Genomic DNA, 25980 nt, shown 5'->3' on the forward strand with positions numbered 1-25980 from the left:
GCCGACGAAGCGGGCTGTCAATGCTCGTCGGCGGTGGGCGAGAGAGCAGAGCAGATCGGCCACGTTCGCGTGCAAGGGCAAGTGCTGGTCGGGCGGCCATGCGATATCGCGGCCGTCGCTGAAACTCGACGGCAGGGGGTCTCCTCGATATAGACCGGTAGCCCGATGCTCGACGTCATCCCCCCCCTTCCTGTCGATTCTGCTGTCCGCGGCCGCCTCTGGCGCGATTGTCTTGGTGGCGCTGATCCGGCGGTGGCCGGCGCTGCCGCCCGTCCGTCCAGGTGCAGGCTCCCTGGGAATGCCTGGGTGGTGCTGGAGGCGAGATCCCGTGCCGGTGCCCCAGCCGACATCGTTTGAACGAATGGAGTATTCAGTGTCTTCACCAGTCTATACAGTTGGTGATTTCGACCGCCGGCTGGCCTTCGCTGTCCTGTCCCGCGCGGCTGCGCGTGGTCATGCCGTCGATGCCCAAGCAGTCATCGACGTTGTCGAAGCTGCCGACAGACTCGGTCATGAGCAGGCACACCAGGACTTGCCTGCTCTGGCCCGAGCCGATCTCGGTCGCGCCTACTCGTCCGGCGCGCGTCTGATCACCCCGGACGATCACGAGTGGCCGCACGCCCACCTCGCGTCCGTGCGCGCGGTCGATGAATCCGTGGTGCCGGTGGCGTTATGGGCGCGCGGGACCGGTCGGCTTTCTGAGCTTGTCCACCGAGCAGTCCTGGTCACCGGGTCCAGGGCTGCGAGCCCCTATGGGTGCGGGGTGGCCGAGCACATCGCGGGCGACCTCGCCCGAGAAGGATGGACCGTAACCGCTGGCCTTGCTTACGGCATCGAGGCGGTCGCACACGAATCGGCGCTGTCGTGCCCGGCACCCACGCTGGCCGTCCTCAGCAGTGGAATCGATCGCCCCGCTCCCGCGCGCCACGCCGAGTTGTGTCTCCGCATCAGCGCGGCCGGGCTGGTGATCTCCGAACACCCTCCCGGCGCGGCGGCTTCTCGCGGCAGGCGCCTGGCCTGCCACCGGCTGCTCGCCGCGCTGTCGACGAGGATCGCCATCATCGAGGCCGGACGGTCCAGCGACGCGCTGCAACTCGCTCGATGGGGCACGCGATGGCGCCGGCCGATCCACGCCGTACCCGGACCCGTCGACTCGGTGACGTCGGTCGGATGCCACACCCTGATTCGCGACGGTGCCGCCGCGCTGGCAACCAGCGCCGCCGACATCATCCGAGAATCCGACCAAGACCAGTCCGAGTCTCGCACACGCCGGTGAACCGGCCGGTCGTTCAACGCGGCGCTGCATCGTCCGCTCTCGCCAGACCACAATGCTTGCACCGCGACGGTTCCCGGCCCGATGTACGAGCCCACGGTGGCCAGCAGTAGTCGGTCTCGCTACGACCAGGTGGATTTGATGGCTAGCCTGCCGTCGTTGTTCGCCGCCCAAAGATGCGTCGGCACAACCCTTCCGGGCGCTGCCGGGTGATCCGGCGAGCACCTTCATTGCTCACAGCGTCGATCATGTCCCCACCGGTCCCCGTCCCGCGAGCCACACTGGATCCGCTGAGACGGGAGTTCGCGTGTGCCATCCCGATTCCACCGTGGCTGATGCTGCTGCTGGGCCCGATGCCTGCCCCGTCCGCGCCATGGTTGGCGGCTTATCAGGGCGAGACCACGCCCCCTCTGTTCCGCTCGTGATGCTGGCGGCTCCGCTCGTGGGCCGATCGGCCCAACCGGTTGATGACGGCCCGCCTTCGTGCCCGTCCTGCTTCCGAGCAGCACCTGCCGCTGTTCATCTGCTTCCGAGCAGCACCTGCCGCTGTTCATCGCGCTGTCAGCCACGAACCGGCCGGCACGCACGATCGCCCGTCCCCGACCACGCGGCCGTCCCGCCGCCGCACACACAGAAAGGCTGCGCATGTCCACCGCACCGCTGACGCTCACCGACACCGGCAAGAAGACCATCCACGGTGACGCCGTCCTCACCGTGCATGGCGCCACCGAAGGCACGATCGCCGTCGGCTACCAGCGCCATCGTCGCCTCGATGGGGAAACCTGGTATCTGGCGATTCACCTTGCGCCCCGACTTCACGACGCCCTGGGCGCGCTGCCGCCGACCCGGATCGTCATCGACGGCATCGAACGGTTCGGTGGAGTTGTAATCCATCAGGTCGATCCGCCCCTGCCCGCGTGGCCGGAACACTACGACCTCGCCGACCCTTTCCCCTGGCCGGACGGTACCCACGACGCTAGCTTGACGCCGCTGGTCGAGGCAGTCCTGCAGCAGTGGCACAGCCCGGCCCGGCTCGCTGCCACCCAGGCCGCGGCCGGCCAGTCCTCGCCCGAGCCCCACCGCCCCCGATAGCCGACGCCAGGCCTTCTGGGCGGGGCGTGAGACGCGTCATCAACGCAACGTGGCGTGGCTGTGCCCCGCGCCGCCGTCGGCGGTTGAAAGGAGTATCCGTGTCCGTTGTTCCTCGCCTGCGCAAGTGGGTCACCATCGGCGCTCTCGCGTGGCGTCCGCAGCGGCCCTATCCTCCGGCGATGGCGGGCCTCTACCACGAACGCGCCACCTCCTGGCGGTTCTGGCCAGCCTGTGGCCAGCGGTACTGGTCTACAACGACCCTCGGAGGCGCGGCTGTGCTGTCCTGTATGTCGCGACGCCGTGCGGACAGGTCAGCTACACATTCTCGACCGGGATCTGCCGCTGTTCCTCGCAGTCGGCGTTCCGGTGGTCGACGACGACCCGCGTGCCTGATGGGACGGCAGTACCAAGGGGGATGATCGCCACGGACTTGGCCGAGCGCACCCTCGGCTACGGCTATCGATGGAGCGACACCCGCTCCGGCCAGACCGTGAGGCGATCGCCGCGACCCACAGCGACGCCGGGGAAATCGTCGCCCAACTACGCGCTCGGCAACACCGGTACGGCCGCACTCCCGATGCCACCGTCATCCGCCACCACGCCACCACCCCGCCCACGCCGCAGCCACCTCTCTGACCTGTGCGTTGCGGGGCTGTAACCGATCACCCGAGTTCCCCGAGCGCAGGCAACCCACTCTCGGCCTCGCGGCCCCAAATCGACAGGAAACCCAGCGTTGCACCTGCCGCCCCATCTTCCCGAACACAGCTTCTCCCTGGTCATTCCGCCCGACGGAGACATGTATCCGATCAACCTCGACCCGGCGCGCGCGCTCGAGCAGATGTACGACCATCTGGACTGCCGTTACGTCGATGTTGTGCGTTTGACCGACCGACTGGACATGTGGCTCGACGACGAGGGCATGCTGCGCCACTGGGTCAACGTGCCGGCCACCTCCCTCGCCCACCTCTACGGGTTCACCCATCAGCTCTACTTCGGCCCCGTCCTGCTGTGCTCGGTCGACCCCGACGGCAACAGCATCGACCTGCCCGCCGAGATCGTCGGCGCGCTGCGCGATCGCCTGCGCAACGCCACACAGCAGCCCTACGGCAACCCGAACCACACCTGAACAGCGCGCCCAGCAGCCACCACCGGCCACCTCCCACTGAACCAGAGCAACCCGGCGACACCCATCGGAAAGGAAGCCCTATGACCCTAGACCAGCACGACAACGCGTACCGCGAGGGTGAATCTCCCACCACCGTTCCTCACAGTCAGTCCCACGCCGAACCGGACTCCCATTCCACCCAGCAGACGCGACCCGAACACGGGCAGGCCGCCGGCGAGCTGCTGTGGCTGGACCCCGCCGTGCTCGAGCAGGCGCGCAATCGCCCCGAGAAGCCAATCGCCCCCGAGGTCGAGGCCTCGATCGCCGAGCACGGAAACCTCGTGCCCCTGGTGGTCGTGCGCACCGACGAGGACCGGTACGCGGTGTGGGACGGCTGGCACCGCGTCATTTTGCTGCGCAAGACAAGCCATATGGCTCGCTGTGCGGTCTATCCTCTCGACACCAGCGCCGAACAGCTGGAACTGGAAGCCGCGCGGATCGCGTTGCAGTTCAACACCGGCGCGCACCGCTACAGCCAGAGCGAGATCGACCGCGCCGACGCCGTCGCGCAGATGCTCGATCTCGGCCTGTCCGACAAGCAGACTCGCCAGCAGCTGGTGGGCGTCACCAGCAAGGAGATCGCCGCCGTCAAGACGGTCACTCGGTCGGCGACCGCCAGACAGGCACTGTATGACAGCGACCTGGATCTGGTGCAGGCGGCAGCGGTCGCCGAACATTTCGCCGACGACCTCGACGCGGTCAACGAACTCATCGAGGCCGCCGCCTGCGGGCAGTTCGACCACCACCTGCAGCACCTGCTCGACGCGCGAGCCGAAGCAGCCGCCGAGGCCGCCACCGCCGCCGCCTACCGCGCGGCTGCGCACCGGTTCGAGAAGGCCGGCATCGCGGTGCTCGAACCGGGCGATGCCGAGGACGCGGTTCTGCTCGACGAACTCCTCGACGCCGACGCCAACACCCCGACCCCGCAGTCCGTGCCCACCGAACACCTCGCGGTGGTCCTGGTCCGGCAGGCCGTGGTCGAAGGGACCGAGGAGCGAATCCCGGTCGACCTGATCGACCTTCGGACCGAGATGTACCCCGACGACGAACCCGACCCCGGCATGTACCACGTCGCCGCGGTCACGCTGCTCGACGACTTCGCCCCCGACTACTACTGCACCGACCCCGAGGCGCTCGGGTTGGTCCACGCCCGCCTCGACGACGAGCCGGCCAACGCAGCCGATCATGCCGAGGAGGTCGAGGACCCGGCCGAGCTCGCCGAACGCCGCGCACGCCAGGCCCTGCAGGCCCGTCAAGCCGCCGAAGCCGAGCAGGCACGCCGGGAGGAGGAGGCGCAGCGTCGCGCGCAGGTCACCGAGCTGAACCGTCGGGCCAGGGCGGCGACGAAGGTTCGGCGCGCCTGGCTGGCCAAGCACCTGTTCGGAGGCCAGAAGACGGTGTCGGTCGGCAGCTGGGAGTTGATCGGGCGCGTGATCGCGCATCCCGACCTGCTCACCGGTCACCACACTTCCGGGCTCGTCGCCGACCTCGGAAAGAAGGTCCCCAACAGCGCGTCGAGCACCGGTGTCAAGGCGCGCGACAACCATGGCGCGCTGCGTGCCTTGCTGCGAGTTGTCGCTGCGATGGAAACCCACCTACAGCCCGTCCATGAACGTCCCGACTACTACCGGCGAGCCGACTCGCTCATGGGCGACTATCTCCGATTCCTCGGCGGGCTCGGGTACCCGCTCGCGCCGGTCGAGCGTCTCGTCGTCGGGGACTTCACCACCGCCCAGGTGCTCGGCGAGACCCCGCTCGGCCCTGACACCCCCGGCCCGGCGGACTCGCGGGCCACTACCGACGGCGTCAGCGGCGACCCCGCGTCTGAGATCCTCGGCGACGACGCCGAGGAGACCGGGACCGATCCGCTCGAGCCTGCCGCATAGCGCCTGCGCGGCTGACTCCGGGCGATGGCCGACGCGGTGCCCCGCGGATTTCGCGTCTGTGGGGCACCGCTGTCCTCACACGGTCCCGCCGCCGTGCCCCATGTGGACCGCACGGCGCTGCCACCGCAGGGGTAGCAGAACGTGTCTCCTGCTCGCGGCGATGCCAGAGGCGGTGAAGGTCCTCGGCACGCTGCCGCCCCTGATCGGGGAACTCCGGTACTGCCGTTATCCAGCCGGTGCTCGCCTGGCAACCAACGTTCCCGCCTGCCTGACAAGAACGCCCGTCAGGGAGGGACGTGGGCGGCACCGCGGCGCTGCCGAAGCACCATCGGGGGCGGTTGCGCTGCCGGACGAGCGCAACGGTCCGCCTCGACGGCGAACCTGGGCCACCAACGCAGTCGCCCGAGCCCCCACGCGATCGGCCGAGACATTGTTGACGGCGAGAACGCGCCGTGCACCTGCGCTGCGCGCCGCTACTCCCGCATGCCCCGCCGAATCCAGCGAACACGGCGGCAGACCATCGTCGATCACCACGCCGCTGGGGCAGGCAATCGATCTCCTGCACGGCCCTTGCGCTACCGGTCGCTACTCGACGCCGCGCCGTCAACAGCCGGACAACCTCCGCTCACATCATGAAAGGTCTTTCTATGAACGCGAATTCGACACTGCCCGCGTTGCCTTCTCGCGTGCTCCGTCGAAGCGATGCCGCGACATTGATGCGCGTGCTCGAGGACCAGCAGGCACGCAAACTCGACGTCGTGGTGCCCGGCTACCAGGTCTACTCGCGCAACGGGTGCCTGTCCCTGACAGGTCTCACCGATCCCGCCATCACCGAAGACGGGGTCTACGACCTCAACGGCGCCTATACCTTCACCGATTCCGCGGTCGCGGACCTGGCCACCGACCACGACATCCCGCTGCCATACCTACGCCGCTGCCGCACCACCAACATCCGCGCGTTCGATCACACCATCAACGACTGGACTCGCTACGACGAGGACCGCAACGTCCTCATCCGGCTGCTGTGGGGCAGCGACCGCGCCCACCCCGGCACCAACGGGATCGTGCGGGCGGTGCTCTCGGACGCCTACGGGGTCCGCGACAACCTCGATATGGCGACCGCGTTCCTGGCCGGCCTGCGCGCAGCAGGGGTCGATTCGACCCAGATCGTCGAGGCCGATCTCACCGACAACAACCTCTACATGCGCGTCGCCGCACCGCAGATCGCGATCCGAGCACCGGAGTTGCTGCGCGACTACCGCTCCCCCTTCACCGGACAACCCGGATCGGAGTGCCCGATCGTGTTCGCCGGTGTGGTGTTCTGCAACAGCGAGACCGGACACGGCAGGACCCGGGTCTCACCACAGATCCGGATCAAGGTGTGCGACAACGGTATGACGCTCACCAGGCAGGCTCTCACGCAAGTACACCGCGGTGCCCGTCTCGCCCCGGGAACGGTGCGTTGGCGTCGCGACACCTGCGAAGCCGACGATCGCGCCTTCACCTTGAAGATCCGTGACGCCGTCGCCGCCTTCCTCACTCCCGAGTTCCTGCAGGACCGCGTCGACGAGATCACCGAGGCCGCGACCACGAAGCTGACAGCCCCCGAAACCACCCTGACCGTGGTGTCGACCAAGCTGCGATTCACGAAAGAGGAACGCACCGGCATCTGGAGCCACTTCCTCGCCGCAGGCGACCGGTCCGCAGGCGGGATCATGCACGCGGTCACCTCCTTCGCCCAGGTCGTCGGTGACCGCGGCGATGTGGAACGCAGCCACGAACTGACCGCACTCGGGCTCGACGCGCTGAACCTGGCCGCTGCTCACGCCTGATGGTCGGCCCTGGCCGCGCGACAGCACGAGCCGGGGCCACCCCAGGAGAACGACATCATGGCTTTGCCCGCCGAACACCGCCGGCCAGCAGCGCGTGAACGCGCCGCCGGCGACTCCGACTGGACCTGCCGCCAGCCTGGGCACACGGGCTCGCTGGCACCCGAACTACTGCACGCGGCACAGCATGCGGCTGCCTGCGGGTTCTTCGTGTTCCCCCTGGCCCCAGGTTCGAAGAAGCCCGCCGTGCCCAAGCACAATTGGCAAGCCCTCGCCACCCGCGATCCTCACCTGATTACCCGACGCTGGAGCCAGGCACCGTTCAACATCGGTATCGCCTGCGGCCCGAGTCGGCTGTATGTGCTCGACCTCGACACCGAACGAGGCCACCGCGCCGGGCCCACTGATCATGGCCGCGATGCCCTCACACGCGTGGCGGCCGAACACGGAGTCCCCTACCCGGGGTCGACCTACCGGGTGTTGACCCCGTCCGGGGGCGAGCATCTGTACTTCACCGCCCCGCGCACCCCGCCGTTGAGGAACAGCGCGGGCCGGCTGGGGCGAGGAATCGATACCCGCGGCGTCGGCGGATACGTCGTCGCCGCCGGCTCGTTCACCCCCCGCGGCCGATACCGCCTGATCAATGACCAACCCCCGGTTCCCCTACCGGAGTGGCTGATCACCGCTCTCACGCCACCGCCTGCACCGCCGCCGGACGCGGTCGACCTGCGCGTGGTGCGCGCGCACGCCTATTGCCGTGCAGCACTGGCCCGCCAATGCCGGCGTATCGCCACGGCACCTGTCGGGCAACGGCACCATACCCTGGTCTCGGCTGCCAGCTCCATCGGTCGGCTTGTCGGAGCGGGACTGCTGTCTCGCGCCGACGCCCACCACGCCCTGCGCTGCGCAGCACACACCCATGTCGGCATGAGCTGTTTCACCGCACACGAGGCCGACCGCACGATCAGCGACGGCTTGGACTACGGCATCGCGCGACCCCGCCACATCCACCTGAGCTGACCCCGCCCCTGCCGCAGGGCATCGCAATCCACCAGCCGCCCACACCCCGCCCCCGTTCACCGCATCAGTAGACAGCGCGTCCAGGAAGGTGATCGGCGGTAAACGCCGAAAGGACATCCGTGCCCGATAACGAGCCCCTAACCGATTCCGGGGTGACCAGCGCCTCGCGTGCCATCCCGGGCCGTCAGATCGCGGTCCGCGAACTTCAGCCCGGCGACCAGCTCGTCAACGAACGCTACCTTGCTCGCCGCTGCACGGTCGAAACCGTCACCGCCGAGCTCGGCCGTGATCTTCAGCCCTGGTGGGCGGTTCGACTCGTCGGCGGCGGCATCATCGCGGTCGACAGCCTCGACGACACCCTCGCCCTGGCCGCACCGCGCACCGACACACCCGCCCCGTCCTCCGACCGGCCGCCCGACCCCTTCGACCCGCCGCCTCGCATGCGCAAATTGCTCGAACTGGCTCACCATCACCGCCGCAACTACATCGTCACCCACGGCACAGCGACCAGCGGCGAGCCCTTCGTCCGGGTACGGATCGCTTGGATGCCCGCGGGCTGCGAGACCAGAACGGACGTGGAGCTGACCTGGCACACCTTCGACACCGGCACCTACCGGCTCTTCCACGCCGCCGCACACGGCTGCCGTCGCCCGCACCACACAATCACGCTTTCCACGGCGCGACGGCTGGTCAGCGGCGAGGTCTGCTTTCACCGCGACCGGTCGCAGGACTGAGGCATAGATGCTCGTACTCGGCGGACCGGCCATGTCCTCGTCGTGAGGCGCCTCATCCACGATCAAGCCCGGCGACTGCTCGACCAGGCACCGCAGCAGCGGCCCCGGCTCACCGGTGACCCAGCTCGCCGAACCGTAGGCCGGAGATCTCCAATCGCGCGCTACGATGCGGTAACTCGCGCCGCCGCCGAGCTGGCGGTCGAACAGCCACAGCGTGTCCCCCACTGCGGGCGGGTGCGGAGTGCGGACCAGGCCGTCGCCATGCCAACCGTCCACCGACAACAGCCGATAGAAGAACTTGCCCGGATGGTCGACGGCCCGGGTCCGCACCAGGAAGCTGCACTCGACGTCATGACTCATGGCGCCGATCCTCTCCGACGGACCACACGTTCCGCCACGAATTCATCGACCTCGTCAGCGAACACCTCGGCGCCGCCTCCACGACGACGAATCCATGAAAGGGCGAGCGCGGGCAGGCCCAGCGGCCCGCCATCTGTCAGTTCGTATCGCAGCGTGCAGCTACTCCCCCGCTCCATGACGAGTACGCCGCTGACCAGAGGTCGTCACACGCCTGAATCCGCTCCACGATTCATATTCAGGAGGACAGGACATGCCCTTCCCGCCCCCGCCGGCGAGACGTCGGTTGCCATCACCACCCCCGCTCCCGCGGCCCGGTCCCCAGCCATCGAACATCACGCTCTGGCTGCGGTCCGACAGGCCCCACCACACTCGGGCTCGCCTGTCGGCCTCGCGAGCGGGGTGGGATGTGCGCGGAGGCCGCGGGGATTCGCCTCGTGCCGACCATCGCCAAGACGCACCGACCGGCGGGGATCGACGCATTACGGTGCTGTCTGATCCGCAGTGGCGGAGGCGACCCGAACACGACCGCACCGCAGTTGTGCAGTCGCGGGCGGTGCTCGACGGCGACTTACTGGCGGGTGCAGGGTGCGGAATCGATGCAGCTAACACCGCAGTCGCGCTGCCCGAGCCGATCACCTTCAGCCCCGGTGCAGCCGCATACGGCCAGGTCGACGAGCTGCTCACGATCGCACCCACCGAACCGGGGGTATACGAAGACCTGTCCGAAAACGCCTACCACGCCGACCTGAACGCCCTGTCGAGCTCACAGGCACGACGACTGTGGTTGGGCGTATCCCCCCGCCAATTCCGCCACGAACAACTGAACGGAACGCGCGACAGCGACACCCTCGAGTACGGGCGAGCCGTACACACCCTCACCCTGCACCAGGGTCCCCCCGTCGTCGAGGTCAACGCGAAAGACTGGAAAACCAAACGCGCCCAACAACTCCGCACCGCCTACCGCGCCGCAGGCGCGATACCGCTGCTGACCCAGCGCTACGCCGAGGCGCGCGCCATGGCCACCAGCGCCCGCACGCATCCGACTCTGGCACCCCTGTTCGATCAGGGGTGGGCCGAGGTGTCCTTCTACTGGCGCGACCCAGACACCGGATTGATGCTACGAACACGTCCGGACTGGCTCCACCCCACCGCCGACGGCGGCATCACCGCCGTCGAACTCAAGACCGCCGACAGCGCCGATCCCGAGGACTTCGCCTGGTCGGTGCTGCGCTACGGCTACCACCTCCAGCAGAGCTGGTACCAGCACGGTCTGGCCGCACACGGGCTCTCCTCCCGGCTGTTGTTCGCAGTGATCTCCAAACAACCCCCGCACGTGGTCACCGTCTGCGAACTCGACCGTGCCGACCTCGTCGACGCTGCCCACCAGAATCGGCGCGCAATCAACCTCTACGCCCGATGCCTGGCCGCCGACCGATGGCCTGACTACGGCCCCGGCATCCACCGCATCCGTGTTCCCCGCCGCGCCACCCTGCGCTACCGCCCCCGTTGAAAGGACTCTCGTGCCGACCGCGCCCCCGAGCCGCCCACGATCCCCCTTGGCCCTCACTGCGGACCAGACCGAATTCACCGACGGGCAACTCGACGCGCTCACGGCCCGAGGGATCGCGACCGACGCCCCAGCGCCGTGGCTGACGCTGTTCTTCCACACCGTCGTCACTACCGGACTTGATCCATTCCGCGAGCAGATTCGGCTATTGCTGCGCCGCGAACCCGTATTCGACGAGCATGGCGAACTGTCGATGGAGCGGCGCTGGTCGATCGAAGTCTCCATCCAGGGATACCGCATCCTTGGCCGCCGTGCCGCAAACGAGGCCGGAATACGGATCACACAACCCGGCGCCCTCTGGTACGACGACCGCGCCGGAGTCTGGGTCGATGCCTGGCCTCATCCCACACCACCGACTGCCGCGAAATACACCCTCACCGCTGTCTTCCCCGAGGGCGAGCGCGAATCAGTCGTAGGGCAAACGCATTTCGTTGAGTACATCAAGACAACCTTCGATGGGACGCCGACGCGCGGGTGGGCGAAGATGCCCGCGCACATGCTGGCCAAATGCGCCGAAGCCTTGGCCTGGAACCGGCTGTTCCCCGAAACATTCAGCGGTGTGGTGCTCACCGACAGCGACGACATCGATCGCACCCCCGCCAGCCCTCGACACTCAGCCTCCGACACAGCCGCCGAGAACACGATCCGCCCCGCCGTCGATGTCCTCGGTCCACCCCGCACGACGCCGAGCAGCCCACCACCCCCGCCGGTGACCGAAGCCACCGACGACCCGGCCACCGTTGCCACCGCACCCACCCCCTCTGCACCCACTCCTCGCAGTGATGGGCCACCAGCTGTAAAGCGGGCACGTGGCCGGGCCCGCACGTCATCGCCGACCCCCACGGAGTCGAGGCAGAGCGCGATCGACACCCTGCACGCGGCGCTGGGCGACCCTGCGGCAGTCCACCGGTGGGTAACAGACCACCTCCGGCGGACCATCACCAGCCTCGACGACGTCAGCAACGACGAACTGCAGACACTGCGGGCCACACTGCCGGCGACCAAGCCCACCAGCGAACCGACCTGACCCCAACACCCCACCGGTCCGGCACGCCCTGACACCCGACTGAGCCCACCAATGCACCCCCGAGGAGACCTCTCTGCTGTGACCGTCGCTCACTTGCCCGCGCGCCTGCGGGTCCGTCTGGCACCCGCCGATGCCGCCGAACGCGTCCTCGGACTCCGGGTCGCCTGCCCCTACCAACCGTGCTCGGCACCACCCAGCGCGCCCTGTCGTCGAACCGATGTCACTGGAGCCCGACATGAAACCCGCCTCCTACACCCGGTGAGGATCAACACCGCCAAACGCGAGCTCGGCCCCGCATCACCGGTCGGGCCCACACGGCGGCGCGCCCTGACCACCCGCGGCCGCCCCCGTGCGACCTGGCGCCCACTCCACCACAGCCCCACAACCCCACGCCATGCACCACCTTCCACCGTCGGACCCCGGCCGGGCGCGGCGACCCCTCGTCCGATTCGACGACCCGTCGGCGCCGCAGGGCCGTAACCCTTTACCCGTCGAGATCGTGACCACGGGATCAGGTGCACGACATACTCGGGCACCTGGCCCGTGTCGACGGTCATTCTCGGCTGCTCGACAGCACCTGCTGTCCTTCGCTGCTGTCGACGGTTCGCCTCCCCATGGTGTCGGAACCGCCCAGGCCACGGTCGATGTCCACCTCACGCACTGCCACCATCCCCGCCGAGCGGCCTGCGGCGAGACTCGCCCCTTTCATACCGGAGAACACCCTGATGGACCTCCTTCCTCCCTTCACGATCGCTTCCGCCTCCCTGATCGGTGCCCGCTCGGTCAACCAGGATGCGTTTTCCTGGGCCATTCACGGCGACCCCACCTCGACGGGGTACCTCGTGGCCGCGGTCGCCGACGGCATGGGGTCGCGCCCCGGGTCGGAACTGGTCGCCCGAGCAGCGGTCGACGCCGCGGTCACCATCGGCGCTGCCCTGGAATACCAATCCGATCCGGTCCACCTCATCCACCTCGCCGGCGTGGCGGTCGGCGCCTTCGCCGAATACGCACAGCGAAAGGACATCTTCTACGCCTTCGCAGACGGCGAGAACAACCCCGACACCACACTGGTGGTAGCGACCATCGGCCACGACCGCGAGGTGCAGATCGGCTGGATCGGTGACAGCCGCGCCTACCTCCGAATCACCGACGGACGGCTGATTCCGCTGACCCACGACCACAACCTCGGCCACATCGGACACCCGCATGTGCTGACTCGGACCCTGCGCCACCTCGACGAGGGCCCCGAGCACGCGGCGTGGCATCCCAGCCGACGCCGCGAGTTCACCCCGCGCCAGATCCTGCTGACGACCGACGGTATCCACGACGTCCTCACCGACGAGGTCATCGCCTACGCCCTGTCGACGGCGAGGACGCCCGGCCGAGCCGTGGCGTGGCTGACGCAGTGGGCAGTCCGAGCCGCAGGAACCCACGCCGACAACGCCACTGCCGTCCTGATCACCATCGCCGACAACCTCTCCGGCTCGCCGGCGCCCCGCACCCGGCTGCCGCGCGTTGACTGCCGCGGTCCGCGCACCAACTGGTGAACCCTTTATCCCGATCCCGCCACGGAGGCACCGTTCGTGTCCATTCCTGCGATCCCCGCACGTCTCGCCCACCGACCAACTCATGCCGGCCGTGTCGTCCCCTACATAACCGCCTGCCACCTCGACCGTCCCGAATGGGGCACCAACCACCCGCAGCGGCTGGCCGAAGTCCTCGCCCACCGCCTGTGCCAGATCTGCGGCACAGCCCTCGACGGCAGCGGGCGAACAGTGGTCTACGCACGTCCGGCCGATTTCGCCTTCGCGTCAGTCCAACGTCACGGTGTCGGAGGGCTGAGGCGTCATGAATGCGTTTTCCGATTTCGATGGGCTGGCACGGGATCGCCGACCTCCAGCAGATCATCGGCGCGCTGCTGACGATCATGCTGGTCGTGGCGGTACTCATGCTGATCGTCTCCGCGATCACCTCGGCGGACCGAATCTCGCTGCCGCGTCCAAGGCTAGCCGCTCGTTCAGCATGTGTTGGGATGTAGTCAGCGTGGGCGGCCTGGACTGCGAGCACCCGTTTGACACCTTCTCACCCTAAGGCTGGATCGTGGTGCCGTTCCGCGTATCCGGAGGCGTCACGGGTGTGAGTGCACCTGAGAGGCGAACCGTTACGGCCCCGCCCCCTGCGAGCGGGCTTCGTCGTCAGGAGCAACCCCGTGTTCGACCTCGCCACCTCTCTCGGTCCCGGACTCGTACCGTTCGACGACGGACAACAAATACGACAGCGGTGCGGCATTTCTAGCGCGAATGTCGCTGCTCTCTGAACGCACACCTGGCAACGCCAGCCGCCCACCGGATGCAGCCCCATTGGGAGGGAACCGCGTGTCAGGTAGCGAAGAAACGCTGGCGGTCCAGCATGATGTGTTAGCTGAGCATCTACGGAAGGTGACCGTGTCACCGGTAGGAGGGATCCGGTGATGACGCCTGCCCAGGCGAAGCGCGCTGAAGAATGCTCGTGGAAGATTCTCCGCAAGTCACTCGACCAAGGCCCGTCCCGTCCTGGCAACACTGCGTCGGAGAGGCGAGCTGGCGCGATCTACACAGGATGGCCTCGATGAGAACGGGCCCCGTGTGGGCGGCCATGGAGACTATCGGGAAGAACACCATTCGGCAATTGCTGGTTCCTGCCCACGATGGCCTCGATCTTGCGGGCAGCGCCGCCGCTGCCCTCCACGTTCGAAGCAGGTATGGCCGCTGGCCAACCGCATCAGGACCAGACGAGCTGCTTGGGGAAAAGCTGGCCGCGGTCCTTCCCGAGGGAGGCGCGTCGAGCGACGAAATCACTTGGACTGGATCGAGGCGCCCCATACCTGCAGATGTCGTACGGGACTCGTTCGACGGAGCGATAGGGTTCACGTCTCACAGTCGGCCAAGCCTGCGCCGCCCCCAGATCGGGGCACTGCATTCCATCGTCGGATACCAGTCGTCGGGCCTCACTGAGCCAGGAATCGTGGTGATGCCGACCGGGACTGGCAAGACAGAGACCATGCTCGCGTGGCTGGTCGCGCAGCGTCCCGAACGGGTCCTTGTCGTGGTCCCGTCCTCAGCACTGAGAGACCAGATCGCCTCTAAGTTCGAGACGCTCGGTATCCTCCAGCAGGAGGCCATCGTCACACCGGGCGTAATAAGACCGCGGGTCGGACGAGTCGCAGGACGATTCGACGACGAAGAGAGTGCTGCCGCCTTCGTGGCTGCTTGCAACGTCGTAGTCGCGACTCCGAATGCGATTCACGCGTCTGCCGCTGACATGCGACGAGCATTTTTCTCCGGGTTCACACATCTCCTGGTTGATGAGGCGCACCACGCACCGGCTCGGACGTGGACGGAGATTATCCGCGCTTTCGGTGAGCGTCCAGTTTTGCTGTTCACCGCGACCCCCTACCGGCGTGACGGACTGACGCTGCCGGGACGAGTCATCTTTCGTTTCCCACTCCGGGAGGCCCAAAAAGAGGGCTACTTCAGCACGATCGACTTCACGGCCGTCCTCGATCTCGATGACGATGACGAAGCACTTGCCAGGGCCGCACTGTCCCGGCTACGCCGCGACCTCGACGCCGGACACGAACACTTGTTGCTCGCGCGAGTCGGATCGAAATCACGAGCAGACGAGATCCACCGGCTGTACTCGCGCCTCGCCCCCGAGTTCGCCCCGAAGGTGATCTATGACTCGCTACCGGCGAGCAAGCGGGACGCCGCGATACGCGCCATGAGGGAGCGGTCCAGTCGCGTGATCGTCTGCGTCGACATGCTTGGCGAAGGCTTCGACCTCCCCACACTCAAAGTCGGAGCATTCCACGACACGTATCGCTCCCTGAGCCCTATGGTCCAGCTCATCGGTCGACTAGCCCGCACGTCTTCCCCCGTCCCGATCGGCACCGCGAGCGTCTTCATCCGCCAAGACCCGAAACAGGCGCTCTCGCCGCTGCGGTTCCTTCTACGCGAGGATCCTGACTGGGACAAGGTTCTCAGCGACATTACGGAGCGCGCGACCGAGCGCGCAGACGAGATCAGCGAGTTCGAGGCGTCCTTCGTCGACAACCCGCCGGACGTGCCCGTCGGCCTGTTAGAACCGAAAATGAGCGCTCGCGCCTTCGCGACGACGACAGCCGACTGGGAGCCACTCGCGGCCCATACGGTGTACGGCGAAGCGATCTTGGACGGCTTGATCAGTATCAACCGGGATGACAGCATCGCATGGTTCGTGATCGAGACGGTCTCCGAACTCCGCTGGGGCGATATCCCATCCCTGCGCGCGACCGATTACACGCTCGTCGTGCTCTTCTACGACCGAGCGCAAGGCCTCCTCTTTGTCCACTGTTCTGATACGAAACGTAGCCTTGACGACCTCGTCGAGGCTGTGGTTGGGCACGAGCCGACCCCAGTCAACGGCTACGACACCTTCAAAGTCTTTGCAAAGCTCGACCGCCTCGTCCCCACGAACATCGGCCTCCTCGATGCTCGGGATCGAGACAAGCGCTTCTCCATGCACGTGGGCAGCGATGTCGAGACAGCGCTGACAGAAGCCGAACGCACCCACAAGGCAAACACTCACGTCGCTGCCAAGGCGTTCCAAGAGGGCGAGCGCGTCACCATCGCCGCGGCGCTATCAGGAAGGTTCTGGTCGATGCGGACCGCGTCGAACCTCGCGGAGTGGCGTAGGTGGTGCCACGACCAGGGCGCAAAGCTCCAGGACAGCTCCGTAGACGTCCGCTCGCTATTTCGCGACATGATCATCCCTGTCGACGTCAAGGTGCGACCTCCGTATCCGTTCCTCGCGGTCGAGTGGCCGTGGGAGCTGTACGTCGGCACTGGAACGTCGTCGCGACTCACCTACGGCGACAAGGGTGTCCCCCTGACCGATGCTGGATTGAGGATCGACGACTACGGCATCGACGGGCCGCTTCGCTTCTCCGTAGTCACCCCAACGTGGGAGCTCCCATACGAAGGGCGGTTCGGCTCGACCGGCGTTCATTACCGTGCCCGCGGCGACGAAGCCGCCGTCGAAGGAGGGCGCGGAACGACAACGCCGCTGTCGACGTGGCTGAACAACCACAAGCCAACGCTTCTTCTCTCGGGCGACCGACTGATTACTGGCGATGACCGGTTGCTCGCGCCTCGAACCGAGCTTCCACCCTACCCACGCGAAAACCTGCGTTCCCTCGACTGGGCCACGGCAGGCGTGGACATCACGGTCGAATCGCAAGGTCCCGAACGCAGGGAAGACTCCATTCAGGCTTTCATGGCGCGCTACCTCCGTGAGAACCAGACCTTCGACGTCCTCGTCGACGATGATAGGTCAGGTGAGGCGGCTGATCTGGTTGGCATCCGCGTCGATGGAGGAGACCTGCACGTCACGCTCGTGCACTGCAAGTACTCCTCGAAGCCAGATGCGGGTTCCCGGCTCGCGGACCTCTACGAAGTTTGCGGCCAAGCTATGCGTGGCGCACGATGGCGAGACAATGCAGCGCTACCGCTCCTCGAACGCCTTGATCGTCGTGCCGTCGGCTACACGCGTCGCTTTGGTGGTTCGGCGTTCGAGATCGGGGATCGCGAGGTGCTCTTCCGGATCAGGCAGCAAGCGTCCTTACTGTTCCCGCGATTCACGACGATCATCGCCCAGCCGGGCCTGAGCATCGTGTCGGCAAGCGACGAGCAACTACGGCTCATCGCCGGTGCCGCCTCATACGTGCAGACCGTAACGAAGGGCGCGTTCGAGGTGTATGGATCGTCCTGATCGCGTAGAAGAATGTTGGCGGGTGTCGCGCATGACAACGCCGTTGGCGAGCAGATGGGTCCTGACGTTGCCGGGCGCGTAGCCCAGCACCGTTCCAATTCGTTCAAGCGAAGCACCTTTGTACTAGCGAATTTTCATGTCAGCAGTCTCTTCCGGGGTAGGGGACTGCTCTGCTCCCTAGCCTGACTCCGGTTCGCGGAGGAGGCGTGTCAATCGTTCGCGCCCAATCCCGACTTCCATTGCGATCGCGGCTTCAGCCGAGAGACAGCGGGCAGTCACGGGGCCGCGGAGAGCGAGCTGCTTGTCTAACCGGCACCTGCCGACCTCGGGACGACAGTGCGCGAAGGCGGGATATGGCCAACGACGTCGCCGCCAGGAGCTATGGCCTCGGTGCTGCCAGCAGGCCCGGTCGGCATTGGCTTCTCCTCTGGATGATCGAGACCGGCAGCCCTTCGGACCCGCATGGCCGCGCGCGGGTCCTCGGCCGCGACAATCTGAGGTGATTCCGACGTATCACGACGGCGCTCCTCGGCCAGGATGCTCCGTACCCGCGCTGTCGGGATGTCGAAGAGCATGGCAATTTCGGTGACACCACAGCCGTCCTCGCGAAGACGAACGACGGCTCGCTGCTGGGCGCTACACTGCGCGCGGATCCGCAGGGCCGCTTCCTCGCGCAGGCGCTGCCCGCGTGCCTCCAGATCGGTCAGCTGCTCGCGTAGCTCGATTTCGATCGCAGCAATCGTGTCGCCCGCTGCGTAAAAGTCCTTCTCGGCAGCGTCGATTCGCTGCTCACGCTCCCGAGCAGCCGCCCGACGCTGCTGCCGGCGACGCTCCCGCTCAGCCTGCTCAGCGGCGACGAGAGGCCGACGACGACGTCCGCCGCGATGGGCAGCACCGGCACTGTTGTTCATTCTCACTCCTGACCCGTCAGTGTCTCTGCTGTCGGCGTCAGTCCCCGCAGCCCAGACTACCCTTGCGCAACACCGGACAGCCCAGCGGCACCCGATAAATTGAATCTCGCCGAGCACCACCGGGTTCCAATCCCTTGAGCGTGCTCGGCCCCCGCAGTCCGGGCGTGGGGCCGCTCATCGAGCGGCAGACTTCTCACAAGTCTCTGCGCGGTAGCACGAAGGCGGGTTCGGCCTGAGGTCGGGCCCGCCTTCGTCGTCTCCGCAGCTCCTCACACACCACCGCCCGCGACGGGCTGCCCCACAACGCCGGGTTGGTACCAACCGCACTGCCACCGAACTCGGTTCTCGGCCCATTTGGTCCGTCCTCCAGGGAAAAGAATGCTCTCCGAACTGCTCTCACATCTCCTTTCGCTGTTCACCTGGCCCGAATGGGCGGTGCTCGCCGTCGCGATCAGCGGCCTGGGCCTGCTGACCACATGGGCCGTGCGCTTCACCCGCCGCCGCTGACCGTCGACCCCGCCGAACCACCGCACTCTCGGGTCGGTCGCGACCGACAGCGAGCGAGCAACCATCGGATGCATGCCAGCGGACCGGTGGCGGCGGCCCTTCAACCCTTTCGAAAGACAGGAGTCTCCTATGGCCGGAGAAACCACCATCACCGTCATCGGGAACTTGACCGCCGACCCCGAGTTACGATTCACCCCACGTTTCACGTGGGTCCACGAATTCCGAAGTGGCTATCACGCGGAACTGAAGTGAGCGCCGCTTCGACGAGGGCGTTTGACCCCGCCAGTTCGCGAATCCGAGGGTTTCCGGCCCAGGGAACAACGGTTGTGTCCTTACCCTGCGGCGTCACCCTTCACCGGCTCGACCGCAAAACCACACGGCGGTGCGGCGGTGCGGCGGAAGGGACGAAACCAGGGTGCACGCCCATGCACTGAAGGAATCGATGGCTTGTCAGACCACCCTCCTATCCTTGAGCTGGCCATCACCGCGGGAGGAGCAAGCGCTGTCGGGCAATCGCTGCTCGACCAACTCACACGGCGGACCGTCGACGAGCGACGGCAACTAGAGGAGTGCCGGGTAGCGCGGGGCTCACGGTCGAGACACAACATGTCGTGCTTGCGCCGGACCGAGGGTACTAGGTATAGTGGTACCGATAATTGCAACGATGTAACTACAAGGCTCGAACTCCCCGCCCTGGCCCAAGCCCACGCCAGGCAGTTGCATAACCAGCGATGAGGCATCCATGACACAAATAGGGACCGAGTTCTCCAGCCACGTGCTCTCCAGCTACCGAAGTGCGGCGGAGAGCAAGGCAGCAGCGAGTGCCCCCTTAACCGCCTCGGCAGGGCAGATTGTCACCGGACACCCGGAGTTCGCAGATCTCGCGGTAGGGCAAGCGCGCAGCTGTGACATGGCGTCGGTTTTCCTCGACTTGACCAACTTCACAGCACGCACCTTCTGGGACGACCCCGAAGACGTGACCCGCCTTGCACACGCAGTACTATCCGGTTTCACGCTCGTGGTGAAGCGTTTCGGAGGGCACGTACTCGGCCTGCGCGGCGATGGACTCTTTGCCGGTTTCGGCCCCACACCTCAGCCGAAGGCGGTTGTCGCAGTCGCGGCGGCAGCCTGCGCAGCCGCCTTGGATGCAACCCAGAATTACCTGAATCCTCAATTGAAATCCTGGGGAATCGAGCCCGTCCAGGCACGTGCAGGCGCCGACTACGGTAAGGCAACTTTCGTCCGGTCCGGGACGCCCACGGTGAACGAAATAAATATTGTAGGATTCGCTTCGAACTTCGCAGCCAAGTGCGAAAAGGCAGCAAAGTCATGGGAACTGGTCGTTGGGGAGGGATTTGCGGACTACATCAACTCGCCAGACCTCTTGACAGCACACGAGAACTCGCCGAAACGGTATTCTCGAGGTTCGGATCTCCGTCGATACAATTACTATCTACACTCTTGGCAACGCATACTACCCGAGGCGGATTCGGCGATGTCCGAGATTAGCGGTAGGCCTCTCGAATCAGTACTCGGAAGGATATGACGGTGACAATCGCAAATCTGCTCAAGATACACGGACACAATTTGACGCGGCGAGTTCTCCCAAACGGGCTACTGGTTTTCGACACGTCCACCGAGGTCAGGCAGACAGCTTCATCCATGCCTCTGAAGTCGCACACCTTCCACGGAGGAGAAGCACCACAGGACAGCAAGGACTCACCTGGATGGTGGCTCGCCGAGGGAGCACTCGACGTGGAGATAGAAGCGATGCGCACGCACTTCCCCGACTTCCGACTCATTGGTGGCGACGCAGACTCGCCCCCAGCCTGGGTAGGCTCCGTGCGAACCAACAATGCCGAATTCAAGATTGCGGTGATGCACCGCTATAGCCGCGGGCTTCCCGATGTTGCGCCAATCGATCCCAAACCTCGCCGAAGGCGAGTCGGACGGATACACCTTCCTGCACCCCACCTCTACTTGAACGGCTTTCTTTGCGTAGCAGCGCAGGAGGATTGGGACCCATCCGCCGATACCGCCGCAACAGTAGTCGGGTGGGCAGCCCACTGGCATGCATGCTACGTCGAGTGGGTCTATACCGGAAAATGGCCGACGGAAAGCTATGTCTCACATGCTGCGTAGAAGATCAGGGCCTCAGCCCCCTGAAAAGGAGGCCGTCGCAGGCTGGGAGGACGCCAAATTTGCCATGCAAGAGTTTGGCAACTGGATCAAGAACGCCGACACGAAGGTCACAGTTCTGGCCGCCGCCCTCGGTGTCGTAATTACTGCAACCGCGTCTAAAGCCGATGTCTTTCGGGGGACTCTCAGCAATCCTCACTTCTCCTGCAAATTGGTCTTGATCGCCGCCCTGATCCTTTGGGCAGCAGCCGCGGTAACTACAGCAGCGTTTGTCTATCAAGCGTTGATACCACGAACAACTTCGGCAGAGAGCAACCGGTTCGCGTGGCCCGCCATTGCAGCCATGCCCCAACCTCCTGCGGATCTAGACCGACGGACCGTCATCGAGGAAGCTTGGCGACAGAATCATACCCTCGCTCAGATCGCCCTATGCAAATACTCGGCATTTAAGAATGCTCTTCGCGCATTCGGGTTCGTATTAGGCCTTAGCGCAGCCGCGATCGCAATTGCTACATGGGGCGGGAGTGCCCCTACGTAGTGCTGAGCGGCACTGAGATCATGCCAGACAGGCTGCTTGCCGATACCAAAAGCCGCAGCTCAGCGTCTGCTCCTCACACAAATATGAGAACCCCGGATTGAAATCAATCCGGGGTTTTCGTAATTAAGCCCTCCGCCTGACTACTCAAACTGAGGTGCTCTACTTTCGATGACGGAGCTATCTGATCGCGGTTTGGAGTCGCATGCAATCGGACCGAGCGTTGTACACTACAAGCCTGAAGGATTCATCATGTCCGGAGATACAGTCATTACCGTCAAAGGCAACCTAACAGCCGCACCAGAGCTGAGATACACGCCTGCGGGCGTGCCTGTGGCAAGTTTCACCGTCGCCTCCACTCCCCGCGTATTCGACCGGAGAATAAACGAATGAAAGGACTCCGAAGCGCTCTTCTTGCGGTGCAATATCTGGCGAGAGGCTGCCGAAAACGCTGCGGAGAGCTTGGACCGAGGCTCACGTGTGATCGTGAGCGGACGCCTGAAGCAGCGGTCTTACGAAACCCGTGAAGGAGAAACACGGCAGGTGGTCGAGCTCGAAGTCGACGAGGTCGGCCCGTCGCTGAAGTATGCGACTGCGAAAGTCTCAAGGGTCAACCGCAGCGGCGCAAGCGCCAGCGGCTCATACACCAACCACGGGGGCGCTCTGGACGCAATGCAACCCAGCAATCCCGGGACCGTTACTTCCGGATTCGGCGAGTCGGGTGAACCACCTTTCTGAGCCGCGTCGTCACACTGAACTGGCACCTTTCCCATCGAGGTCGCGGTGGTGAAGGGTGTCGGTATAGCGTTCGGCCCCTTTGACGCTGAGCCCAAAGAGGTCACAAAGTCGACCGCCGCTGACCGTCGACCCCGCCGAAACACCGCACTCTCGGGCCGGTCGCGACCGACAGCGAGCGAGCAACCATCGGATGCATGCCAGCGGACCGGTGGCGGCGGCCCTTCAACCCTTTCGAAAGACAGGAGTCTCCTATGGCCGGAGAAACCACCATCACCGTCATCGGGAACTTGACCGCCGACCCCGAGTTACGATTCACCCCCTCAGGGCAGGCAGTAGCGAATTTCACCGTCGCGAACACCTCCCGGGTGTTCGACCGCACCGTCAACGAATGGAAGGACGGCGCGGCGCTGTTCTTGCGATGCGCCATCTGGCGCGCGGCCGCTGAGAACGTCGCGGAATCGCTCACGCGCGGCGCACGGGTCATCGTCTCCGGACGGCTCAAGCAACGGACCTTCGAGACTCGCGACGGTGACCGACGCACCGTCGTCGAACTCGAGGTCGACGAAATCGGTCCATCGCTGCGGTATGCCACCGCCAAAGTCAGCAAGGCGAAGCAAACCACCACCCGCCCCTATCTCAACCAGCCAGCCGATCACTCCACTGCCGACCGGGCCACGAGCGACACCCAGGACGGCGATCCGTGGCGTGGCGAGGAGTCATGGCCGTCGAGCGCCGCCTTCACCCACGCCGACGAGGCTGCGCAGCCACCCTTCTGACCACTCTCGCGGGGCATCGGCACCACAGCCCAGCCTGATTCACGGCGGACCGTCCGAACACCTCCTTTTCCAGCCCTGAATGAGAGGCGGTGTCCCAGGCCGCTACGCCGCCACAAGCGCCCCGCCGCATCCCGACCGCTGCCGTATCCCGCTAGCCGGTGATCGATGACTCGGCGCACACCAGAAGCTGCTCAATTCAAAGCCCGCGTGCCGAAGACCCTAGATCGGGTACCACCTCAGCGGCGAAGAGGCATGGTTTCCCATCGCGGTCGTTTCACACCCCGGTGGTGCGGTAACAGACCCGGCCCACTGCTGATTTGTCTGCTCACTGCAAAGCCCCGCCCGGCTTTCGGCCGGCGCGGGGCTTTGTCGTCTCCTCTCCCCAAGAAAGGTCGTGATTGCTCGTGCCCGCTGCCACCGTGGCCGAGGACATGTGTGAGGACTGCTCGCATCCTGTGCCGATACCCGAACTGGTCGCCACCGTCGAGGGCGAGCGTCTGTGCCGGGGATGCGTGGCCGCGCTTGTGCCGTGCGACAGCTGTGGCAACCACGCCCGTGAGCGGCGTCGGACCGTAGAGGACGCCTGGTTGTGCAGCGAGTGCTGGATCGACTGGCCGCGCTGCGATGATTGCCAGGACTACACCCGTGAAATCACCGCGCTGATCGGCGGGCGCGATGTCTGTACAGGCTGCCGCGCCCACTACCTCACCTGCGACGCGTGCGCCGCCTATGCAGTCGACATCAACGCCGTCGACTGCGGCCAGCAGGTGTGCTCGGAGTGCGCGGCCGAGAACTACCACGAGTGCGCCGACTGCTGCACTCTCATTCCCCTCGGCGAGGCCTCCTGCCGTTCGTGCCCGAGCCCGAGTCGCAGCAACCCCCACCTCTTCGACTCCGACTACAAACCCGAGCCGGTCTTCCACGGTCGAGGCCCGCTGTTCCTGGGACTGGAACTCGAGGTGAAGACGCCACGCTCGGTTCTGGACGAGGCGGTCGACCTCGCCGTCGACCACCTAGGCGACCTCGGATATCTCAAGGATGAGCGGTCGATCTCGTGCGGATTCGAAATCGTCACCCACCCCATGTCCCACCCGTTCGCGCGCCAGCACTTTCCCTGGCCGCTGCTGCGTCAACTGGACATGCTGGGCGCGTTTACCGATGACGGCGTCGGCATCCACATCCATCTCTCCCGATCCGGATTCTCCGGCCCGGCCCATATCTACCGCTGGCTGAAGTTCGTCTACCGCAACGAGGAGCAGATCATCACCCTGGCTAGGCGGCGCAGCATCGAATGGGCTGCCTTCGACAGCGAAGCACGCGCCCGCGCCGCCGAGGACGCCCACGGCACCCGCGACGAGGACGTGTTCGTCTCACGCTATCGGGCGGTCAATGTCCGTCCGGCAAACACCTTCGAACTGCGGGTCTTCGCCAGCTCCTTATGCCCCCGAGAAGTACAGGCCGCATTGGCGTTCGCCGATGCCTCGGCCGAATACACCCGTCGCCTCACCACCGCGCAGATCGCACGCCACCGCGGTTGGGAGTGGCGCGCCTTCACCGCCTGGGTCGCTAGACGCCGCCCCGCCTATGCCCCACTGATCGCCGAAATGGAAACACTGCGTTGTGCATCCTGACCTTCTTCACCCCGGGCAGCGCCCCTGACCTTGATGCTCTGAACAACGGCGCCCTGGCCAACCCAGACGGACATGGCTATGCCGTCCTCACCGGCACCACCACCATCACTGTCGGGCACGGACTCGACGGCGCGGCGGTGCTCGCCGAATTCGCCTCCGTGCGCGAACGGTTCCCCGAAGGCCCAGCGTTGTTCCACTCGCGCCTGGCCACCCACGGACGACATGACATCGGCAACTGCCACCCCTTCCCGATCGGTGGCGACGTGCGCACCGTGCTCGCGCACAACGGCATTCTGCCCTCGCACGTCCACCCGCAACGTGGCGACCAACGCTCCGATACCCGCATCGCGGCCGAGAACTTCCTTCCTCGCGAACCGTTCGGGCCCTGGGATTCCTGGGCAGGGCGCGCCCGCCTGGAACGCTGGCTCGGAACCGACAAGATGGTGATTCTCACCGTCGATCCGGCCTACCAGCGCCGCGCCTACATCTTCAACGAACACCTCGGCATCTGGGACAACGGCACCTGGTACTCCAACACCAGCTACCTGCCGTTCGACGACGAGGGGGAGGAGTGGGCCGGGTACTGCCTCAACTGCGGCCAACCCACTATCGCCGACACAGCCGACGAGCTTGACCAGACATGCCAGCACTGCGCGTGGTGCGGCTTCTGCACCCCACTGCCACCCCGGTTTCCGGGTTGCGATTGCGACCACCTAGACCATACGCACCGCGACGCCGGCACTTGCGACCCTGAACATGCCCGGCTCGATCGCGGTCGGGCGCCACACGGCATTCGACGCGCACCTCGTCGGTGTTGAAGCCACGGGCGATGAAACTCTCGGCCACAGGCACCGTAGCGAATTCGCTTCGGCAGGTGCCGTTCCCGGCAATGGTGGGTGGTGTTGGTGGGTCGGGCTGCTCGTCCGGCCGCGCGCCCAGCCCTTTTCGAGGGCTACCAGCTGCGGTCACGCCACGCGTCCGGGCCCGCGCCCGTGCGCCGACG

General features: G+C 65.9%; 20 protein-coding genes and 2 pseudogenes. 19 read left to right on the forward strand and 3 right to left on the reverse strand.

Annotated features, from left to right (window positions below):
• Window positions 1-379: 379 nt before the first annotated feature.
• Complete coding sequence (locus CRM89_RS31660) at window positions 380-619, reverse strand: hypothetical protein (protein WP_229435106.1); 240 nt, start codon at window positions 617-619, stop codon at window positions 380-382.
• 15 nt (window positions 620-634) lie between these two features.
• On the opposite strand from CRM89_RS31660, the gene CRM89_RS10745 reads away from it, so the two are divergent.
• The 9 genes from CRM89_RS10745 (at window position 635) to CRM89_RS10785 (ending at window position 11953) form a co-directional block, all read left to right on the forward strand.
• The gene (locus CRM89_RS10745) at window positions 635-1276 is read left to right on the forward strand and encodes a DNA-processing protein DprA (protein ID WP_229435071.1); all 642 of its coding nucleotides are present in this window, start codon (window positions 635-637) and stop codon (window positions 1274-1276) included.
• A 642-nt stretch (window positions 1277-1918) separates the two neighbouring features.
• On the forward strand, window positions 1919-2365 hold the full coding sequence (locus CRM89_RS10750; RefSeq protein WP_098083896.1) for a hypothetical protein: 447 nt from the start codon (window positions 1919-1921) through the stop codon (window positions 2363-2365).
• A 733-nt stretch (window positions 2366-3098) separates the two neighbouring features.
• Window positions 3099-3491: a DUF3846 domain-containing protein gene (locus CRM89_RS10755; RefSeq protein ID WP_098083897.1), complete on the forward strand. Its 393-nt coding sequence runs from the start codon at window positions 3099-3101 to the stop codon at window positions 3489-3491.
• An 80-nt stretch (window positions 3492-3571) separates the two neighbouring features.
• Window positions 3572-5416 (forward strand): ParB N-terminal domain-containing protein, encoded by a 1845-nt coding sequence (locus CRM89_RS10760; RefSeq protein ID WP_098083898.1) that lies wholly within the window; start codon window positions 3572-3574, stop codon window positions 5414-5416.
• A gap of 686 nt (window positions 5417-6102) precedes the next feature.
• The gene (locus CRM89_RS10765) at window positions 6103-7248 is read left to right on the forward strand and encodes a DUF932 domain-containing protein (RefSeq protein WP_127516142.1); all 1146 of its coding nucleotides are present in this window, start codon (window positions 6103-6105) and stop codon (window positions 7246-7248) included.
• A 57-nt stretch (window positions 7249-7305) separates the two neighbouring features.
• A complete protein-coding gene (locus CRM89_RS10770; RefSeq protein ID WP_098083900.1) occupies window positions 7306-8265 on the forward strand; it encodes a bifunctional DNA primase/polymerase in 960 nt (319 codons plus the stop codon).
• Window positions 8266-8384: 119 nt separating this feature from the next.
• Window positions 8385-8999 (forward strand): hypothetical protein, encoded by a 615-nt coding sequence (locus CRM89_RS10775; protein ID WP_127516144.1) that lies wholly within the window; start codon window positions 8385-8387, stop codon window positions 8997-8999.
• A 913-nt stretch (window positions 9000-9912) separates the two neighbouring features.
• A complete protein-coding gene (locus tag CRM89_RS10780; protein WP_172964486.1) occupies window positions 9913-10869 on the forward strand; it encodes a PD-(D/E)XK nuclease-like domain-containing protein in 957 nt (318 codons plus the stop codon).
• Window positions 10870-10915: 46 nt separating this feature from the next.
• Window positions 10916-11953, forward strand: a complete 1038-nt coding sequence (locus CRM89_RS10785) for a recombinase RecT (RefSeq protein WP_098083903.1) — start codon at window positions 10916-10918, stop codon at window positions 11951-11953.
• A gap of 553 nt (window positions 11954-12506) precedes the next feature.
• On the opposite strand, the gene CRM89_RS30920 is transcribed toward CRM89_RS10785, so the two are convergent.
• Window positions 12507-12764, reverse strand: a complete 258-nt coding sequence (locus CRM89_RS30920) for a hypothetical protein (protein WP_172964407.1) — start codon at window positions 12762-12764, stop codon at window positions 12507-12509.
• Here CRM89_RS30920 and CRM89_RS10790 point away from each other — a divergent pair.
• The 3 genes from CRM89_RS10790 (at window position 12679) to CRM89_RS10795 (ending at window position 17740) form a co-directional block, all read left to right on the forward strand.
• Window positions 12679-13500: a PP2C family serine/threonine-protein phosphatase gene (locus CRM89_RS10790; RefSeq protein WP_172964487.1), complete on the forward strand. Its 822-nt coding sequence runs from the start codon at window positions 12679-12681 to the stop codon at window positions 13498-13500. The genes CRM89_RS30920 and CRM89_RS10790 overlap by 86 nt on opposite strands.
• A 305-nt stretch (window positions 13501-13805) precedes the next feature.
• Complete coding sequence (locus CRM89_RS30925) at window positions 13806-13991, forward strand: DUF6112 family protein (RefSeq protein ID WP_172964408.1); 186 nt, start codon at window positions 13806-13808, stop codon at window positions 13989-13991.
• Window positions 13992-14560: 569 nt separating this feature from the next.
• Complete coding sequence (locus CRM89_RS10795; RefSeq protein WP_098086947.1) at window positions 14561-17740, forward strand: DEAD/DEAH box helicase; 3180 nt, start codon at window positions 14561-14563, stop codon at window positions 17738-17740.
• Between the two features lie 305 nt (window positions 17741-18045).
• On the opposite strand, the gene CRM89_RS30375 is transcribed toward CRM89_RS10795, so the two are convergent.
• Window positions 18046-18651: a hypothetical protein gene (locus CRM89_RS30375; protein WP_127516146.1), complete on the reverse strand. Its 606-nt coding sequence runs from the start codon at window positions 18649-18651 to the stop codon at window positions 18046-18048.
• A 378-nt stretch (window positions 18652-19029) separates the two neighbouring features.
• On the opposite strand from CRM89_RS30375, the gene CRM89_RS31990 reads away from it, so the two are divergent.
• The 7 genes and pseudogenes from CRM89_RS31990 (at window position 19030) to CRM89_RS10820 (ending at window position 25795) form a co-directional block, all read left to right on the forward strand.
• Window positions 19030-19158, forward strand: coding sequence for a hypothetical protein (locus tag CRM89_RS31990; protein WP_256385931.1), 129 nt, complete (start codon window positions 19030-19032; stop codon window positions 19156-19158).
• A 129-nt stretch (window positions 19159-19287) separates the two neighbouring features.
• Window positions 19288-19380: pseudogene (locus tag CRM89_RS30070) on the forward strand (single-stranded DNA-binding protein); the annotation flags it as partial.
• A 520-nt stretch (window positions 19381-19900) separates the two neighbouring features.
• The gene (locus CRM89_RS10800; RefSeq protein WP_228833852.1) at window positions 19901-20704 is read left to right on the forward strand and encodes an adenylate/guanylate cyclase domain-containing protein; all 804 of its coding nucleotides are present in this window, start codon (window positions 19901-19903) and stop codon (window positions 20702-20704) included.
• Window positions 20705-22084: 1380 nt separating this feature from the next.
• Window positions 22085-22570 (forward strand): annotated as a pseudogene (locus CRM89_RS10805) (single-stranded DNA-binding protein).
• Between the two features lie 251 nt (window positions 22571-22821).
• Complete coding sequence (locus CRM89_RS10810) at window positions 22822-23346, forward strand: single-stranded DNA-binding protein (RefSeq protein ID WP_098083906.1); 525 nt, start codon at window positions 22822-22824, stop codon at window positions 23344-23346.
• Window positions 23347-23750: 404 nt separating this feature from the next.
• Window positions 23751-24977, forward strand: coding sequence for a hypothetical protein (locus tag CRM89_RS10815; protein ID WP_229434683.1), 1227 nt, complete (start codon window positions 23751-23753; stop codon window positions 24975-24977).
• A complete protein-coding gene (locus tag CRM89_RS10820) occupies window positions 24965-25795 on the forward strand; it encodes a hypothetical protein (protein WP_195039643.1) in 831 nt (276 codons plus the stop codon). The genes CRM89_RS10815 and CRM89_RS10820 overlap by 13 nt, the downstream gene beginning before the upstream one ends.
• The last annotated feature ends 185 nt before the right edge of the window (window positions 25796-25980 follow it).

The organism is Nocardia sp. FDAARGOS_372 (assembly GCF_002554515.1).
Taxonomy (GTDB): domain Bacteria; phylum Actinomycetota; class Actinomycetes; order Mycobacteriales; family Mycobacteriaceae; genus Nocardia; species Nocardia farcinica.